Below are 15,425 nucleotides of genomic sequence, written 5' to 3'. Positions count from 1 at the left end.
TGCCGGCGCAGATCAATCGCTGCGTTGCGCGGTGCCGAAGCGTCGGACCGTCGGATCCTCACATATACCCCATATGCTCCGGTTCCTGTGCTCCGTGCGCCTTGCGCTTGACCATGCTCGTCGGTTTATTCAGCGTTTCCCGAAACGGCGAAATGATAATGGGAAACTGATCGGAAACGCCCACTATACCGAATCCCCGGAGCGGCGCCCAGTCAATGCCAGGGTGGCGACAGGTGCATGGAGACTCGCGTCGCTAAGGCGTATAATCGCTGACCACAGCCAAGGCATCGCTGCCGGAGAGGCCCATGTTCGAGAGTTTGACAGAGCGTCTGTCGCAGACGCTGAAGTCCATTAGCGGTCAGGCCAAGCTGACCGAAGACAATATCAAGGATACCTTGCGCGAGGTACGCCGGGCGCTACTGGAGGCCGACGTGGCCCTGCCAGTGGTCAAGGCGTTCGTTGAACGCGTGCGCGAGCGCGCCGTGGGCCAGGAAGTGTCGCGCAGCCTGTCGCCGGGCCAGCAGTTCGTCAAGATCGTCCAGCAGGAGCTCGAGGCGATCATGGGCGAGCCCAACGAAGGCCTGAGCCTCAAGGGAACGCCGGCGGTGATCCTGATGGCAGGTTTGCAGGGGGCGGGCAAGACTACCTCGGTGGCCAAGCTGGCGCGCTATTTGAAAGAGCGCGAGAAGAAGAAAGTGCTGGTGGTGTCCGCTGACGTCTATCGTCCGGCGGCGATCGACCAGCTCGAAACACTGGCCGGGGAGGTTGGTGTCGATTTCTTCCCGTCGACCAGTGCCCAGCAACCGGTGGGCATTGCCGAGGCGGCGCTCAAGCACGCACGGATCCAGTTCCATGACGTGGTGATCGTCGACACCGCTGGCCGGTTGCATGTCGATGCCGACATGATGGACGAGATCCAGGCCCTGCATAAGGCGATTGCCCCGCAGGAAACGCTGTTCGTCGTCGATGCCATGACCGGCCAGGATGCCGCCAATACCGCCAAGGCATTCCACGAGGCGCTGCCACTGACCGGGGTGGTCCTCACCAAGGCCGATGGTGACGCCCGCGGGGGTGCCGCGTTGTCGGTGCGCCACATTACCGGCAAGCCGATCAAGTTCATGGGTGTGGGCGAGAAGGTCGATGCCTTGGAACCCTTCCACCCTGACCGCGTGGCGTCGCGCATCCTGGGCATGGGCGATGTGCTGTCGCTGATCGAGGAGGCCGAGCGCACCGTCGACAAGACCAAGGCCGACAAACTGGCCAAGAAGGTCAAGAAGGGAGAAGGCTTCGACCTGGAGGATTTCCGCGACCAGCTCCAGCAACTCAAGAAGATGGGCGGCATGGGCGGGCTAATGAGCAAGCTGCCCGGCATGGGGCAGATGGCCGAGTTGGCCCAAGGGCCGGGGCCCGAGAAGGAACTGGCGAAGCTCGAGGCGCTGATCAACTCGATGACACCCAAGGAGAGGCGCAAGCCGGATATCATCAACGGTTCGCGCAAGCGGCGCATCGCCGCGGGGGCCGGTCTGCAGGTGCCCGACCTCAACCGCTTGCTCAAACAGCATAAGCAGATGCAGAAGATGATGAAGAAGGCCGGAAAGAAGGGTGGCATGCAGAAAATGATGCGTGGCATGTCCGGCATGATGGGCGGTGGCCCAGGTGGCCCAGGTGGCCCAGGTGGCCCAGGCGGCATGGGTGGCCCGGGAGGTGGTTTCCCCTGGCGTTGAGCCGATGACGTGGTGTGTGGAAAAAGGTTTCCAACTGGCGCCGATTTCCGTAGAATGCTGCCTCTTCGTGGCAGGACCGCGCGCCACGTCGTGACAACAGGCTGCTCGGTGGCATCTCGCAGAGTTCGCCGAGGCCCGGCTTTCTCCAGGAAAGCCTGCAGATGAAGGAGCCCGCTGAGGTACCGGGCTTCGCCAATATTCAGTAACTTCAACCGAAGGACAGTTTACGCAATGGTTACCATTCGTCTGGCACGTGGTGGCGCCAAGAAGCGTCCCTTCTACCACCTGACGGTTAGCGACTCTCGCAAGTCTCGCGATGGCCGCTTCATCGAGCGGGTCGGCTTCTTCAATCCGGTCGCCCGTGGTCAGGAAGAGCGCCTGCGCATCGATCTGGATCGTGTCACTCACTGGCAGGACCAGGGCGCACAGGTCTCCGACCGCGTCGCCGAACTGATCAAGGAAGCCCGCAAGCAGGCCTGAGCCTGCGGCGGTGCTGGCCGAGCCAGAATTGGCGAGGCGTGACGACCATGTCCAGCGAGGTATTGGCAGTGGTAGGGCACGCCATCGACAGCAGTGACGACCAGTACGTGGTACTGGGCAAGCTGACTAGCCCTTACGGCGTCAAGGGTTGGTTTCGCGTGTATTCGTATACCAGTCCCATGGATGGCATTCTCGACTACCCCGAATGGGTGTTGAGGCATGCCGGGCGGGTCGAGACGAGGCTGGTCAGGCAGGGGCGACGTCATGGCAAGGGCCTGGTGGTCAATCTCGACGGCGTGACGTCTCGTGAGCAGGCCGAAGAGTTGACGGGTGCCGAAGTGTTGCTGCCGAAGGACGCATTGCCCGAGCTCGACCGTGGCGACTATTACTGGTTCCAGTTGGAAGGTCTGCGGGTGGTCACCCTGCAAGGCACCGTTCTCGGTCATGTGAGCTATTTGTTCGAAACCGGGGCCAACGATGTCATGGTCGTGGTCGGGGACGCCGAGTCCGTCGATGAGCGGGAACGCTTGCTCCCCTTCCTTCCAGATCAGGTCGTGCACGATGTGGACCTGGATGCCGGCATCATGACGGTGGATTGGGATCCGGAGTTCTGAACGAAAACTGACGTAGCGTTTCCCGAGTGTGACCGTCGGGAATGATGCGACGGGATATTGCTGCCGTGTGGATTGGTGTCGTTTCGCTATTCCCGGAAATGTTCGAGGCGATCACGCGTCACGGCGTGACGGGGCGAGCGGTCAAGCAAGGGGTTCTGGAACTGGAGTTCTGGAACCCTCGGGACTATGCCACCGACAAGCACCGCACGGTAGACGATCGTCCCTATGGGGGCGGTCCGGGGATGCTGATGAAGGTCGAGACCCTGCGCGGAGCCATCGCCGATGCCCGCGTTCGGGCCAAGGCCGCCACAGGCCGCCCCGCCAAGGTGATCTACCTGTCGCCACAGGGGCGACCTCTTGATCAGCGGGGCGTGCGAGAGCTGGCTGGCGCCACACCTTTGGTGGTGATCGCCGGTCGTTACGAAGGCATCGACGAACGCATCGTGGACAGCGATGTCGATGAAGAATGGTCGATCGGCGATTATGTGCTGAGCGGCGGCGAGCTGCCGGCCATGGTGCTGATCGATGCCGCGGCACGGCTGGTGCCCGGCGTGCTGGGCCATCAGGATTCGGCGGTGGAGGACTCCTTCAACGACGGTCTGCTGGATTGCCCCCATTACACGCGTCCCGAAGTATTCGAGGGACGGTCGGTGCCGGAGGTTCTGCTCAGTGGAAATCACGCGGCAATCAAACGCTGGCGGTTGAAACAGTCACTGGGGCGTACTTGGTTGAGACGCCCTGACTTGTTAGAGGGCAGGACCTTGACTCGCGAGCAGCAGGCATTGCTCGACGAGTTCATCGAGGAATACGCCAGTCAGGCGGAGGTGCAGGTTCCCCCGGAGCAGGACTGATCGGGGTAGCTGCGTCATTCACAGAGTCGACTCCCGCGTCATTGCCCGTTTGGGGCCGAACGTCGGGATCACGACCATCGAGCGACGCTCGATGGAGAAGGAAACATTGAGGAGCAAGCAATGAGCAGCAAGAACAAGGTGATCCAGGCGATCGAAGCCGAGCAGATGACCAAGGAAGTCCCGGCCTTCGCTCCGGGCGATACCGTGGTCGTGCAGGTCAAGGTCAAGGAAGGCAACCGCGAGCGTCTGCAGGCCTTCGAAGGCGTGGTGATCGGCAAGCGCAACCGTGGTCTGAACTCCGCCTTTACCGTGCGTAAGATTTCCCACGGTGTCGGCGTCGAGCGGACCTTCCAGACCTATAGCCCCCTGGTCGCCTCCATCGACGTCAAGCGTCGTGGCGACGTGCGTCAGGCCAAGCTGTACTATCTCCGCGAACGCAGCGGCAAATCTGCTCGTATCAAGGAAAAGCTGGCCTAAGCGCAAGCACTGGCCGAAGTGGTGCGGAGCTTGTTCTTCTGCCCGTGCCCTTGCGAGACCCCGTCACCGCTTGCGCGGGGCGGGGTTTCGGCGCATCTGAGGGTGGCCGATGAGTGACACGACCGAGCGTGATGGCTTGTTGGAGACTTTTCTCGATGCCCTGTGGCTCGAGCAAGGTGCAAGCGAACACACCCTGTCGGCATATCGGCGTGATCTGGAGGCCTGGGGCGAGTATCTCGCGACTCGCGGGCACTCGCTACTGGCGCCACCCCCCGGGGCATTGCCGGAATGCTTGGACGAGCGGCGCGCCGCTGGATACCAGTTGCGCTCCAATGCCCGTCTGCTATCGAGTCTGCGACGTTTCTATCGCTGGGCACTAGCTACCGGTACGATCGGTCATGACCCCTTGACCGAGGTGCGTTTGCCCCGGATCCGGCCGCAATTGCCCGACACGCTCGACGAAGCCGAGGTGGAGCGTTTGCTGGAAGCGCCGGACCTGGATACGGCCATCGGGTTGCGCGATCGCGCCATGCTCGAGGTTCTCTACGGCAGCGGGCTGAGGGTTTCCGAACTCGTCGGGCTGACCATGGAATCGATCAACCTGCGTCAGGGCGTGATCCGGGTAATCGGCAAGGGTGACAAAGAGCGACTGGTACCGCTCGGCGAAGAAGCGATCGCCTGGCTGGAACGTTATCTGCGAACCGGACGTGGGGCGTTGATGGCCGATATCACCCGGCCACCCTTGTTCCCCGGTCGTGGCGATGGCTTCATGACGCGCCAGACCTTTTGGCATCGTATCAAGGTGCATGCCGTGGTGGCGGGTATCGATAAGCCGTTGTCGCCGCACACGCTGCGCCATGCCTTTGCGACCCATTTATTGAATCATGGCGCCAATCTGCGTGTCGTACAGCTGTTGCTCGGTCACAGTGACCTGTCGACCACGCAGATTTACACGCATGTCGCCCAGGCGCGCCTGGAAATGCTGCATGCCGCTCATCATCCTAGAGGTTAACCATGAATCGACACTTGATGCCTGCCCCACGAAGCCTGTTCGCCGCCGTCCTGACCACCCTCGGACTCGTCACCACCGCATTGGCCTCTACCCATCACCAACTGGCCGAGCGGCTGACCGTGAACGGCGATCCCATGCCGGTCGCCGAGGTGCGTGAAACGCCCATCGATGGCTTCTTCGAGGTACGTCTGGAGAGTGGCGAGACCTTCTACAGTGATGCTGAAGGCAAGCACTTCCTCGTAGGCGATCTCTACGAGAATAGTGAAGCGGGATTGGTTAACCTTACCGAGCAACGTCGCAACAGCGAACGTGCCGAGCGTTTGGCCCAGGTGCCAGAGAGCGAGCAGGTGATTTTCCGCGGTGCCGGAGAAAGTCGTGCCGCGATCACTGTGTTCACCGATACCACCTGCCCTTACTGCCGGCGACTGCACGAGGAAGTGCCCAAGCTCAACGAGATGGGCATCGAGGTACACTATCTGGCGTTTCCTCGAGCTGGCATGGGTTCCGAAGGTGGACGAGTGTTGAGCCAGGTCTGGTGCGCGGACAACCGAACCGAAGCCATGACCTCGGCCAAGCGCGGTGAGGCACTATCCAATTCGCCGGACTGCGACAACCCGGTCGAGGACCAGTATCATCTGGGGATGGCACTTGGTGTTCAGGGCACGCCGGCGATCGTGATGCCCGATGGGCGCATGGTGCCGGGCTATGTGCCGGCCGAACGCCTGGCGGGAATGCTCGGCCTGGACGACTGATACTGATGCGATGCTTCCGCGACAATGCCAAGCTCGAGCGCTTGATGAGCGTGCGATGGCATCGCGACAACATGATACAAGCAAGGGGATGACGACATTGAAACCGGTGAGAGTGGGAATCTGTGGCCTGGGCACCGTGGGTGGCGGTACCTTCAATGTGTTGACACGCAACGCCGATGAGATCGCGCGACGTGCGGGACGCCCGATCGTGATCGAACAGGTGGCGATGCGGCGCGACAACCCGGACTGCGATACGACCGGCGTCAAGACCACCGCGGATATCTTCGAGGTGGCCAGAAATCCCGATGTCGATGTGCTCGTCGAGTTGATCGGCGGCTATGACGTGGCACGTGAACTGGTACTGACCGCCATCGAGCACGGCAAGCATGTGGTCACCGCCAACAAGGCGCTGATCGCCGTGCACGGCAACGAGATCTTCCAGGCGGCCCACGAGAAGGGTGTGATCGTTGCCTTCGAGGCTGCGGTGGCCGGGGGCATTCCGGTGATCAAGTCGCTGCGCGAAGGGTTGGGCGCCAACCGCATCGAGTGGCTGGCCGGTATCATCAACGGCACCGGCAACTACATCCTGACCCATATGCGCGACGAGGGGCGTGCCTTCGAGGACGTGCTGGCCGAGGCTCAGGCGCTGGGCTATGCCGAGGCGGATCCGACTTTCGACGTCGAGGGTATCGACGCCGCTCACAAGCTGACCATCCTCGCTTCCATCGCCTATGGGGTGCCGCTGCAGTTCGAGAAGGCCTATACCGAGGGCATTTCGCGGATCACCGCCGAGGACGTCGAACAAGCCGACAACCTTGGTTACATCATCAAGCACCTGGGCATCTCCAAGCGCACCGAAGCTGGTTTCGAGCTGCGCGTGCATCCGACGCTGATCCCCAAGGAGCGGCTACTGGCCAACGTGCATGGTGTCAAGAATGCCATCGCGGTGATGGGGGATGCCGTGGGGCCGACCCTTTACTACGGGGCTGGTGCGGGAGCCGAGCCGACCGCCTCGGCGGTGGTCGCCGACCTTCTCGATGTGGCCCGTGATATCACCACCGATCACCACTATCGGGTGCCTTACCTGGCCTTCAGCGGCATCCACGACAGTGAAGATAGCCTGCCGATGCTGCCCATGGAGGACATCGTTACCGCCTACTACCTGCGCTTGCTGGCGGTGGACCGCCCCGGGGTGCTGGCCAGGGTGGCGACGATCCTTTCCGAGCAGGGCATCTCGATCGAGGCGCTGATCCAGAAGGAAGCCACCGAAGGTGAACTGGTGCCGATCATCCTGCTGACTCACCGTACTCGTGAGAAGCACATGAACGAGGCGATTCGCCAACTCGAGTCGCTGGCCGACATTGCTGGTCCGGTAACCCGTATCCGCGTCGAATCGCTCGACGAGCATGAATGATTAGCTTGAAGCTTGAAGTCGGAAGCTGGAAGAAACACCCTGATTCGGGCTTCGGGCTTCGGGCTTCGGGCTTCGGGCTTCGGGCTTCGGGCTTCGGGCTTCGGGCTTCGGGCTTCGGGCTTCGGGCTTCGGGCTTCGGGCTTCGGGCTTTAGCTGGATAGAAACTGCAGGCGGCCAGCAGTCATGGCGTCAAGGAAATAGATAATGCGCTATATCAGTACCCGCGGGCAGGCACCCGCACTGAGTTTCGAAGAAGTCGTGCTGACCGGTATGGCCAGCGATGGCGGCCTCTACGTGCCGGAGGAAATTCCGCAGCTTTCGCGTGACGAGCTGACGGCGATGGCCGGGCTTTCCTACGCCGAGATCGCTTTCCGGGTGATGAAGCCGTTCGTCAATGGCGAGATCGACGATGACACCTTCCGCGGGCTGGTCCGCGATGCCTATGCCACCTTCAGTCACGACGCCGTGGTACCGCTCAACCAACTCGACGCCAACCACTTCCTGCTCGAGTTGTTCCATGGCCCGACCCTGGCCTTCAAGGACGTTGCCCTGCAACTGCTCGGTCGTATCCTCGACCACTTCCTCGCAAAGCGCGGCGAACGCGCGGTGATCATGGGGGCGACCTCCGGCGACACCGGCTCGGCGGCGATCGAGGGCTGCCGTCACTGCGACAACCTCGATATCTTCATCCTGCACCCGCACAATCGAGTTTCCGAGGTGCAGCGCCGTCAGATGACCACGGTGCTGGCCGACAACGTCTTCAATATCGCCATCGAGGGTAACTTCGATGACGCCCAAGCGATGGTCAAGGCCAGCTTCGCCGATCAGGGCTTTTTGAATGGCACGCGCCTGGTGGCGGTGAACTCGATCAACTGGGCGCGCATCATGGCCCAGATCGTCTATTACGTAGCCGCTGGTGTGGCACTGGGCGCGCCGCATCGCGAGGTCAGCTTCTGCGTGCCCTCGGCCAACTTCGGCAACGTCTTCGCCGGCTACATGGCCTACCGCATGGGATTGCCGGTCAAGCAGTTCATCATCGCCACCAATGCCAACGACATCCTGCATCGCACGCTCGCCGACAACGACTTTTCCAAGCGGGAGTTGGTCGCCACTCTGGCGCCGTCGATGGATATCGTGGTGTCGTCGAACTTCGAGCGCCTGCTATTCGAAGCCTACGAGCGCGATGGTGACGCCGTGCGGGCACTGCTCGAGCGCTTCCAGCACGAGCCAGCGGCACTCGCCGAGGCTCCCTTGGCCAAATTGCGGGAGAAGTTCGCCAGCCACAGCGTGGATGACGCCACCATCCTCGAGGTGATCCGCGAGGCGCATCATCGCACCCAGGAGATCCTTGATCCGCATACCGCCACCGGCTACCGTGCCGCCGAACGCGTACGAGACGACGTCGCCGTGCCGATGATCACCTTAGCCACTGCCCATCCAGCCAAGTTCGCTGAAGCGGTGGTCAAGGCGGGCTTCCCTGGCGTGCCGTTGCCGCCGCATATGGACGACTTGCTCGAGCGCGAGGAGCGTTACACGGTACTGTCGGCGGAACTTTCGGCGGTGCAGCGCTTCGTGGCCGAGAACCGTCGCTGATCGAGGTCATCGCCGGACTCGGATGTTGCCTAGCGTCACCATGAATCGCAATGACGCGGTGAGTTTATCTTTGGGCGCTCCAGTTCGGCATTCTTGCCGTACAAGCTTTGCTCGTTCATGTCCCCGCCGGTTGTCATGCCGGCTCGGTCTTGCCATGAGGGCAGTGAAGAAAAGAGGAGTGTTCGCTTGGATACGGAGATCGCCCTGCCCCTTGGCCCGGATCTGCTCAGAACGCGTATCCTTCCGCGTCCACGTGACGAAGCGCTCTACGCCCGGGCCCAGGCCGAGGGACTGAGCGAGCTCCAGGCCCGGGTTCTGGCTGGCCGGTTGTCCGGCTATCGCGGTGAGTTGGCGCCCCTGGTCTCGCCCAGTCTGCGCCACCTCGAACACCCCGAGCGCCTGGCGGATGCCCGACGTGCCGCCGAGCGTATCGCCCAGGCGGTGACCGAGGGTGAGCATATCGGTATCCTCACCGACTACGATGTCGACGGCATCACTTCCCATGTGGTGATCCTGCGTACCCTGAGTGAACTGTTCGGCGTCCCCGCCCACAAGCTGCACAGCTTGATTGGCCATCGTATCCATGATGGTTATGGCATTAGCCTGCCTTTGGTGGAGCGAACTCTACGCCTTTCACCGCGCCCTGGCCTGGTAATCACCGCCGATTGCGGTTCCTCCGACGAGCCGCGCATTGCGCGTCTTAAGGAAGCGGGTATCGAGGTGATCGTCACCGACCACCACGCGCTGCCGCTCGAAGGGCCACCAGCCTCGGCCCATGCCACAGTCAATCCGACCCGTGACGACTGCGACTATCCCGACCCGACCATCGCCGGCTGCATGGTGGCCTGGCTGGTGATGTCGTTGACGCGCAGTGTGTTGATCGGGTGGGGCGCATTGCCTGCCTCAACTCCCAAACTTTCACCCTGGCTTTCTTACGTCGCGCTTGGAACCGTTGCCGATTGCGTGTCGTTGGGGGGCAGCGCCGCCAACCGCGCAGTGGTGGCACATGGCCTGACGCTGATCAATCGCATGGAGGCCGCCTGCTGGCGAGCGATGGCCGCACGCCTGGGTGCCGACAGCGTGCCCTTCGATGCCGAGACTCTGGCCTTTCAGATGGGGCCGCGCATCAACGCTCGCTCGCGTCTGGACGATCCCTACGCGGCACTGCACTTCATGCTCGCTGACGACGATGGCGCGGCGCAGCAGCACCTCGACGTGTTGGATGCCGACAACCAGTCGCGCAAGGCCATCGAGGCGGAAATGACTGAAGCCGCCCGCGCGCTGGCCATGCCGCAATTGGCCGTTGATGCACCGGCGCTGGTGGTGTTTCTCGAAGACGGGCACGCCGGAGTCCAGGGCATCGTCGCATCGCGCCTGGTCCAGGCCTTTGGCCGGCCGACGTTAGTACTGACTCGCGCCGCGGCGCCTTCCATGCTCACCGGTTCAGGGCGCTCGATCGAAGGGTTGCATCTGCGTGATGCCCTACAGCGCACCCATGAACTGGCGCCCGAGGCGTTGCCGCGTTTCGGTGGTCATCGGGGCGCGGCGGGGATCGGTTTACCTGAGGTCTACCTCGATACCTTCCGTGAGGCCTTCCTGCAAGCAGTGAGCGAGCAGCTAGGCACCCGCGAACTCTATCCATGCGTATTCACCGATGGTGAACTGCTGCCCGAGCAACTATCGCTGGCCACGCTTGATGAGTTGGAGCGTCTTGCACCCTATGGCCGCGAGTTCGACGCACCGCTGTTCGAGGGCGAATTCCTGGTCGAGAACCTGCGTGTCGTAGGAAGCGAGGGTAATCACCTGATGCTCGAGCTGTCACAGAAGGGAATCGCTGCGCGTGCCATCTGGTTCCGTGCCCTGACACCGGGAGAAGTGCCGGCCTTCGTCCTGGGCGATCGGCTGCATTGCGCCTACAAACTGTCACGCAATCGCTGGAAGGGGCGCGAGTCGCTGCAGTTGATGGTGGAGCATGCTGAGCTCCTGGGCTGAGCTTGGTAGACGGCGGCACAACCGTGTGACGTGTCTCCGCCGGCCTCCCATCCCGCTCGCGAAGGACGCCCATTCACGCCTAGGCGCAGCCTACCGACCCGCATCGATTCTACGAAGACCTTCTGGCCATGCTGCTGGGGACCCTGTTCGTGGCCCTCGGCGTGCGGGGTCACAGCAGTCCCGCACGCCGGGCAGATGAAGCCACTGGGCCAGCGCAGTAGTCCCAACCACGCAGCGCAGGTCGCATCGTCGGGATACATCTCAGCGAACTCGCGGTACGTGCGCGGATGGTCACGATCGGCCACCAATCCGGTCAACATGGTGTCATCGAATTAAGCGCCCACTACTACATGCTGTATGAGGAGGAGCAAACCGTCCACCCCGTAAATTTAAAGGGATCGACTGCTTGCGCATCTGTTGTGTCAGTGATAGTTTTTAAAGATGGTGCTTATGTAGATGGTTGGAGAAACAGAAGCAGGAAAAAATCAGCTTGGTAGTTAGTATCTCAATTTTTCAAGGATGAGAAAGGAGAGACAATGTACACATGTGTTGATTGGCTTGCGCTTCATGGGTTGAGCGCATCCCAAGTGCAAGGTGCGATCTACGCTTGTTATACTGAAGACCTTGAAATCCCTCCCCCCTCGCACTCTCTCTTTCATAGTAGAGTGGCAGTTGCTGATCAAGCTCACTTGGTGGGCGCATTGAAATCTCAATGTGAGTGTTACAACGATATTATCATTCCTGCTTTGGTAGTGGCGTTCGCCAACAAAAGCGAAATAGAACACCTCTTGTTCAACAATGTTGAACATCAAAGCCTGAATAGCAGGGACGTTATCCCTCATACCGTTGATAAAGGCCTAGGTAATTCACCGACCATTTTAATGAATTGGAGCGGTCGAGTTGAAGACTTGATGTGCCTTGCACACGAAACAGCTCACGCATTACAGATACTTCTATCAAACCACGAAACGATGCCGCCGGTTGGACGTGAAACCTGTGCTTTTATAGGCGAACTGCTTCTCCTTGATTATGTTAAAGTGCATTTGCCTAATCTGCATCCTGCATTAGTGGATGTATGGTATAGTGAGAACGACTTTTATCTGGGGAGTTGTGTCGACGCGCTGGAGGATTCCCTGAATCATACGGACATTTCTTATCACTATTACAAAAACTACCCACTTGCGCGTTTAGCTGCCATGCAAATGTATTGCAGTGGTCAAAAGGATTGGCTTTTTACTTTTCTTTCAAGTGGTCGCGACGCCATGGCATATCTACCTATAGACGCCTTGGCGAAAAGCGCAGGTGATATTAAAAATTCCTTTCCACCCTTATCACAGTCTAATGCTGAGCTATCTGCAGTCGATGCGTATCGAAGCCTGGGTGTTATGGCGCTGCTTGATATTAGCTACGGTCAGAATGAATTCAAAGCGTATATTGATGATTATTATCTGGAGCTTCTAAAACATCTAGAAAATCGCACCGCCTTTATTGCACTGGACAATGAGCGGAAACCAGTGGGATACGCAACATGGATACGTTTAGATGTGGCTAATAATGTGACGCTTACTCGCCAGACTGCACTATTGGGAAAACGCTTTAATCTGCAACGCGCGCTTGAGAAGCACGTCAGTATGATGGAAGGAGTAAAGGTAAGTTACACGCGAAATGCTTCTCAGGAGATGCTTGTATGGTGAGTGTCGACTATTACGCCAGCGTGGGTTATGCACTGGAGCTTTTGGCGCAGTCTGAATACCATAGGCAGTTCGGACTTGGAGACTATTTCTGTACGGAGGTTCTGCCTGCACTCTGGTGCAATCAGGTGCGTTTTTATTTGACGCCAGAGGGCTTGCCGGCGGGCATGGTGACGTGGGCCTGGCTTTCCGATGAAGTTGAGCGTGATATACATACCACCGGGCGAGCTCTAAACCATGATGAGTGGAGTGGTGGTGACCGGTTGTTTTTTAACGACTGGATAACGCCTTACGGCAATATACGAGAAGTACTCTACGATATGACGCATCACCAGTTTCCCAGCGAAGTCGCCACTAGCCTACGCCGCTGCCATGATGGCTCGGTTCGTAGCGTCAATCGATGGACGGGTGTGAATTTGCGTCGTAAGCGAAAAGAGACGGAAGTGTAATTTCCGCATGGCTAAATGCGGGAGTGGGTGGAGAGATGATAGCGATCTCCCCACCCAGTGAAGCAGCTGGGTAGGAAACCCAGCAAACAACGACAGCGGTGGCGATAACAGATCCGACCCGCAACAAGAAGGGAATAGAAAATGAAGGATGTTTATCAAGTGTCAATGACTGATCTGTACAGCACCATCAGCTTCGGTGGCGGCGGTAGTAGCGGTGGCTCTAGTAGAGGTAGGGGAAGAGCTACCTTAGGACCCGGAGGCGGGAGTGATCCAGGGAACCACCAAGCCGCTCGCACGGGCAATGGATTAGGAACAGGGCCTTTGACACCTAGACAGCATAATGTTGTAACGGCTGGTTTCATTGCAGCGAGTGTTTCACCCATCGGTAGGGCAGCCCAAATAGGCGCGTCCATTATTGGAGGATATCGCGGGTTTGATAAGGGTGGGAGAGACAGGTGATTGATGCGTAAATAAATTTGCCATTATTCCACCATGGCATGCCAGTGTGCCTCACATTGGTATGCCATATAATAAAGAGGAAATGATGATGAAGGTCTTTTTGGCAAGGGTTTTTGTAATTATCCCTTTGATAGTGATTTATCAATATCGCCCTCTTGGAACCGGATACCCGATGGCTGAGGAAGTCCATATCTTGGTTTTCTTGGTGATATTCTGGATAGCGTATTGGTTGATTGATAGGTATATGGAGTAATGGCTGCCAAAAAAAATCTTTGGTTTTTTTGAACTGGTTGTTAGGGGGGGCGCGGGTGTTGCCTTTTTCTTGATCGTCCGCTTCTTCGTGGACAGTTCTTCGATCCAGGAACATGAGGTCTATGTCCAAAGTACCGATGAGCGGGAGATTCAGGCCCACGTCATTATTGGGCATGGCCATCCAGCCTCTGGGTTGGCTCATTATGTTGAGCATCTCGCTTGGCTGAATACAGTCGGTGCTAAACAGCGAAGCGCTGACCGGCACTCCAATGCCTGGACGAATCGCTATGCTGCCGGTTATTGGCTTTCCGGTAAACCTGACGAGCTAGAAGATATAATGCAAACCCTTTCGGGCCTTTTTCACCCTTTGGACATTCCTTCTGAATTTGCTGAAGAAGAGCGCGATATCATCCTGCGTGAATTCGAGTCTCAAACCGTCAATAAACTGGATGCGCAAGCGGCTGAAGCGATGAATGCGTTTCTCTATGCTGATAATTCCATAGCGTCCTTGGTGATTGGCACGCCAGACGACATCAGCACACTGGGTTATGACGAAGCTCGCGCGCTGCACGAGGCTACCCATCAGCCGGATAATGCCATTCTGGTGGTGACCGGTGATGTAAGCGAACGGCAGGTTAGCCGAGCGTTGCAAGGAGTTGGCTGGCCAGAGTGGGAAAAAGAGAATGCTGATATCGCGCCGCCAATCTTTGAGCTGGCCTCACCAGCCAAGACGATGCTGCGCTATCCCCAGGCGAGTGCATCTCCGCGTTTGACCTTGCGAAGGGTAGTCGCGCTGCCCGAGCCTGTACAGTTCGATCTGCTTGAGGCGCACACAACGCTGTTGCGGGATATCCTCGATACCAACTTGCCGGGGGGGTTAGCTGGCCCCTTACGTTTTGATGCCGCCATTGCACGCCGTTTTGATGTGCAAGTCTGGCCTATCGATGAGCGTCATATCGAACTCAGCTTTACCGCCGCGCCTGACCGTGAAGTGTCACTGATCGATATGGGAACCGAATTTGAGGAAGCACTTGCTGAGATCGCAGCCATAGGTATTCCTGAAGAGACCTATAACCGTGTTTTCAGCCGCCTTGAACATTTCTGGCCTGACTGGGATGACAGCGATGAAAGTGCACGCTGGATGGCTGACTATGTCCTTGACCGCGTCTCTGCGCTTCGCGAGCCGCTACAATCCTCTGATGTGAAGCGCCTCAAGCACAACCTTTCTCACCAAACGATCAATGCCTTACTCAACGAAATAGCCGGGGAAGGGCGAACTGCCGTTGCTTTCATCGGCCCCGAGGAGAGATTCGAATGATTCGAATGATTCGACTGATTCCACTGGCTGCCGTCATTGTCAGCCTTGCTGCTTGTTCTTCGGAAGAAAGCAATGAAGGCACTCCTGCTGCCAGCAGCGAAGTCAGCCCTGGTGGGATTCATTACACTTTGATTCATGTGCCTGAAGGTGATGATGTTGCTATGCATGTTGCTTGGCCTACTGACTGGGCTTACCGTGAGGATACCAATAAGGCGGCGGCTGTACAGCGACAATCAAGGTGAGAGTCACGCGACAATCAAGATGAGAAAGCCGAGATCGTGTGTCGTCGAGGTCGTGAGGGCGTAGCCCGAACGACCTCGACAACGCAAAACGGCGGGATCCCCTCA

General features: G+C 58.9%; 15 protein-coding genes and 1 pseudogene. 14 read left to right on the top strand and 2 right to left on the bottom strand.

Going from position 1 to position 15,425, the window contains the following annotated elements:
• Positions 1 to 305: 305 nt before the first annotated feature.
• The 10 genes from ffh (at position 306) to IE093_RS19930 (ending at position 10,909) form a co-directional block, all read left to right on the top strand.
• A complete protein-coding gene (gene ffh, locus IE093_RS19975; protein WP_189472326.1) occupies positions 306 to 1,724 on the top strand; it encodes a signal recognition particle protein in 1,419 nt (472 codons plus the stop codon).
• Positions 1,725 to 1,955: 231 nt separating this feature from the next.
• Entirely contained in the window at positions 1,956 to 2,204 is a 249-nt protein-coding gene (gene rpsP, locus IE093_RS19970; RefSeq protein WP_189472324.1) for a 30S ribosomal protein S16, read from the top strand.
• A gap of 47 nt (positions 2,205 to 2,251) precedes the next feature.
• Positions 2,252 to 2,818 (top strand): ribosome maturation factor RimM, encoded by a 567-nt coding sequence (rimM, locus tag IE093_RS19965; protein ID WP_189472322.1) that lies wholly within the window; start codon positions 2,252 to 2,254, stop codon positions 2,816 to 2,818.
• A gap of 65 nt (positions 2,819 to 2,883) precedes the next feature.
• On the top strand, positions 2,884 to 3,669 hold the full coding sequence (gene trmD / locus IE093_RS19960; protein ID WP_189472385.1) for a tRNA (guanosine(37)-N1)-methyltransferase TrmD: 786 nt from the start codon (positions 2,884 to 2,886) through the stop codon (positions 3,667 to 3,669).
• A 120-nt stretch (positions 3,670 to 3,789) separates the two neighbouring features.
• Positions 3,790 to 4,146 (top strand): 50S ribosomal protein L19, encoded by a 357-nt coding sequence (gene rplS, locus IE093_RS19955; RefSeq protein ID WP_189472319.1) that lies wholly within the window; start codon positions 3,790 to 3,792, stop codon positions 4,144 to 4,146.
• 109 nt (positions 4,147 to 4,255) lie between these two features.
• On the top strand, positions 4,256 to 5,158 hold the full coding sequence (gene xerD / locus IE093_RS19950) for a site-specific tyrosine recombinase XerD (RefSeq protein ID WP_189472318.1): 903 nt from the start codon (positions 4,256 to 4,258) through the stop codon (positions 5,156 to 5,158).
• A gap of 2 nt (positions 5,159 to 5,160) precedes the next feature.
• Positions 5,161 to 5,910 (top strand): DsbC family protein, encoded by a 750-nt coding sequence (locus IE093_RS19945; protein ID WP_229803793.1) that lies wholly within the window; start codon positions 5,161 to 5,163, stop codon positions 5,908 to 5,910.
• A gap of 97 nt (positions 5,911 to 6,007) precedes the next feature.
• The gene (locus IE093_RS19940; protein ID WP_189472381.1) at positions 6,008 to 7,324 is read left to right on the top strand and encodes a homoserine dehydrogenase; all 1,317 of its coding nucleotides are present in this window, start codon (positions 6,008 to 6,010) and stop codon (positions 7,322 to 7,324) included.
• A gap of 204 nt (positions 7,325 to 7,528) precedes the next feature.
• On the top strand, positions 7,529 to 8,917 hold the full coding sequence (gene thrC, locus IE093_RS19935; protein ID WP_189472316.1) for a threonine synthase: 1,389 nt from the start codon (positions 7,529 to 7,531) through the stop codon (positions 8,915 to 8,917).
• 186 nt (positions 8,918 to 9,103) lie between these two features.
• Entirely contained in the window at positions 9,104 to 10,909 is a 1,806-nt protein-coding gene (locus tag IE093_RS19930) for a single-stranded-DNA-specific exonuclease RecJ (RefSeq protein ID WP_229803791.1), read from the top strand.
• 173 nt (positions 10,910 to 11,082) lie between these two features.
• Here the strand turns inward: IE093_RS19930 and IE093_RS22955 are convergent.
• Positions 11,083 to 11,229 (bottom strand): annotated as a pseudogene (locus IE093_RS22955) (transposase); the annotation flags it as partial.
• A 216-nt stretch (positions 11,230 to 11,445) separates the two neighbouring features.
• On the opposite strand from IE093_RS22955, the gene IE093_RS19920 reads away from it, so the two are divergent.
• Complete coding sequence (locus IE093_RS19920; RefSeq protein ID WP_189472310.1) at positions 11,446 to 12,603, top strand: hypothetical protein; 1,158 nt, start codon at positions 11,446 to 11,448, stop codon at positions 12,601 to 12,603.
• Positions 12,597 to 13,049, top strand: coding sequence for a toxin-activating lysine-acyltransferase (locus IE093_RS19915; protein WP_189472308.1), 453 nt, complete (start codon positions 12,597 to 12,599; stop codon positions 13,047 to 13,049). The genes IE093_RS19920 and IE093_RS19915 overlap by 7 nt, the downstream gene beginning before the upstream one ends.
• A gap of 412 nt (positions 13,050 to 13,461) precedes the next feature.
• Here the strand turns inward: IE093_RS19915 and IE093_RS22540 are convergent, their stop codons facing one another.
• Positions 13,462 to 13,962, bottom strand: a complete 501-nt coding sequence (locus IE093_RS22540) for a hypothetical protein (RefSeq protein WP_229803801.1) — start codon at positions 13,960 to 13,962, stop codon at positions 13,462 to 13,464.
• On the opposite strand from IE093_RS22540, the gene IE093_RS19910 reads away from it, so the two are divergent.
• Together IE093_RS19910 and IE093_RS19905 are read left to right on the top strand one after the other, a co-directional pair.
• Entirely contained in the window at positions 13,849 to 15,078 is a 1,230-nt protein-coding gene (locus IE093_RS19910) for a M16 family metallopeptidase (RefSeq protein ID WP_229803798.1), read from the top strand. The two genes, IE093_RS22540 and IE093_RS19910, sit on opposite strands and share 114 nt — an antisense overlap.
• Complete coding sequence (locus tag IE093_RS19905) at positions 15,075 to 15,320, top strand: hypothetical protein (RefSeq protein ID WP_189472304.1); 246 nt, start codon at positions 15,075 to 15,077, stop codon at positions 15,318 to 15,320. The genes IE093_RS19910 and IE093_RS19905 overlap by 4 nt, the downstream gene beginning before the upstream one ends.
• Positions 15,321 to 15,425: the final 105 nt, after the last annotated feature.

The organism is Litchfieldella qijiaojingensis (assembly GCF_014651875.1).
GTDB classification, from domain to species: Bacteria; Pseudomonadota; Gammaproteobacteria; order Pseudomonadales; family Halomonadaceae; genus Litchfieldella; species Litchfieldella qijiaojingensis.
Note: the sequence above shows the minus strand (reverse complement) of the source record. Positions and strands in the feature narration are given on the sequence as shown.

What these genes read in the sequence shown, in the direction of transcription:
- IE093_RS19945 (WP_229803793.1), top strand. Translation starts at nt 5,161, where the DNA reads ATGAATCGACACTTGATGCCTGCCCCACGAAGCCTGTTCGCCGCCGTC.
- IE093_RS19905 (WP_189472304.1), top strand. Translation starts at nt 15,075, where the DNA reads ATGATTCGAATGATTCGACTGATTCCACTGGCTGCCGTCATTGTCAGC.
- thrC (WP_189472316.1), top strand. Translation starts at nt 7,529, where the DNA reads ATGCGCTATATCAGTACCCGCGGGCAGGCACCCGCACTGAGTTTCGAA.
- IE093_RS19915 (WP_189472308.1), top strand. Translation starts at nt 12,597, where the DNA reads ATGGTGAGTGTCGACTATTACGCCAGCGTGGGTTATGCACTGGAGCTT.
- xerD (WP_189472318.1), top strand. Translation starts at nt 4,256, where the DNA reads ATGAGTGACACGACCGAGCGTGATGGCTTGTTGGAGACTTTTCTCGAT.
- ffh (WP_189472326.1), top strand. Translation starts at nt 306, where the DNA reads ATGTTCGAGAGTTTGACAGAGCGTCTGTCGCAGACGCTGAAGTCCATT.
- IE093_RS22540 (WP_229803801.1), bottom strand. Translation starts at nt 13,962, where the DNA reads ATGAGCCAACCCAGAGGCTGGATGGCCATGCCCAATAATGACGTGGGC.
- rplS (WP_189472319.1), top strand. Translation starts at nt 3,790, where the DNA reads ATGAGCAGCAAGAACAAGGTGATCCAGGCGATCGAAGCCGAGCAGATG.
- rimM (WP_189472322.1), top strand. Translation starts at nt 2,252, where the DNA reads ATGTCCAGCGAGGTATTGGCAGTGGTAGGGCACGCCATCGACAGCAGT.
- IE093_RS19920 (WP_189472310.1), top strand. Translation starts at nt 11,446, where the DNA reads ATGTACACATGTGTTGATTGGCTTGCGCTTCATGGGTTGAGCGCATCC.
- rpsP (WP_189472324.1), top strand. Translation starts at nt 1,956, where the DNA reads ATGGTTACCATTCGTCTGGCACGTGGTGGCGCCAAGAAGCGTCCCTTC.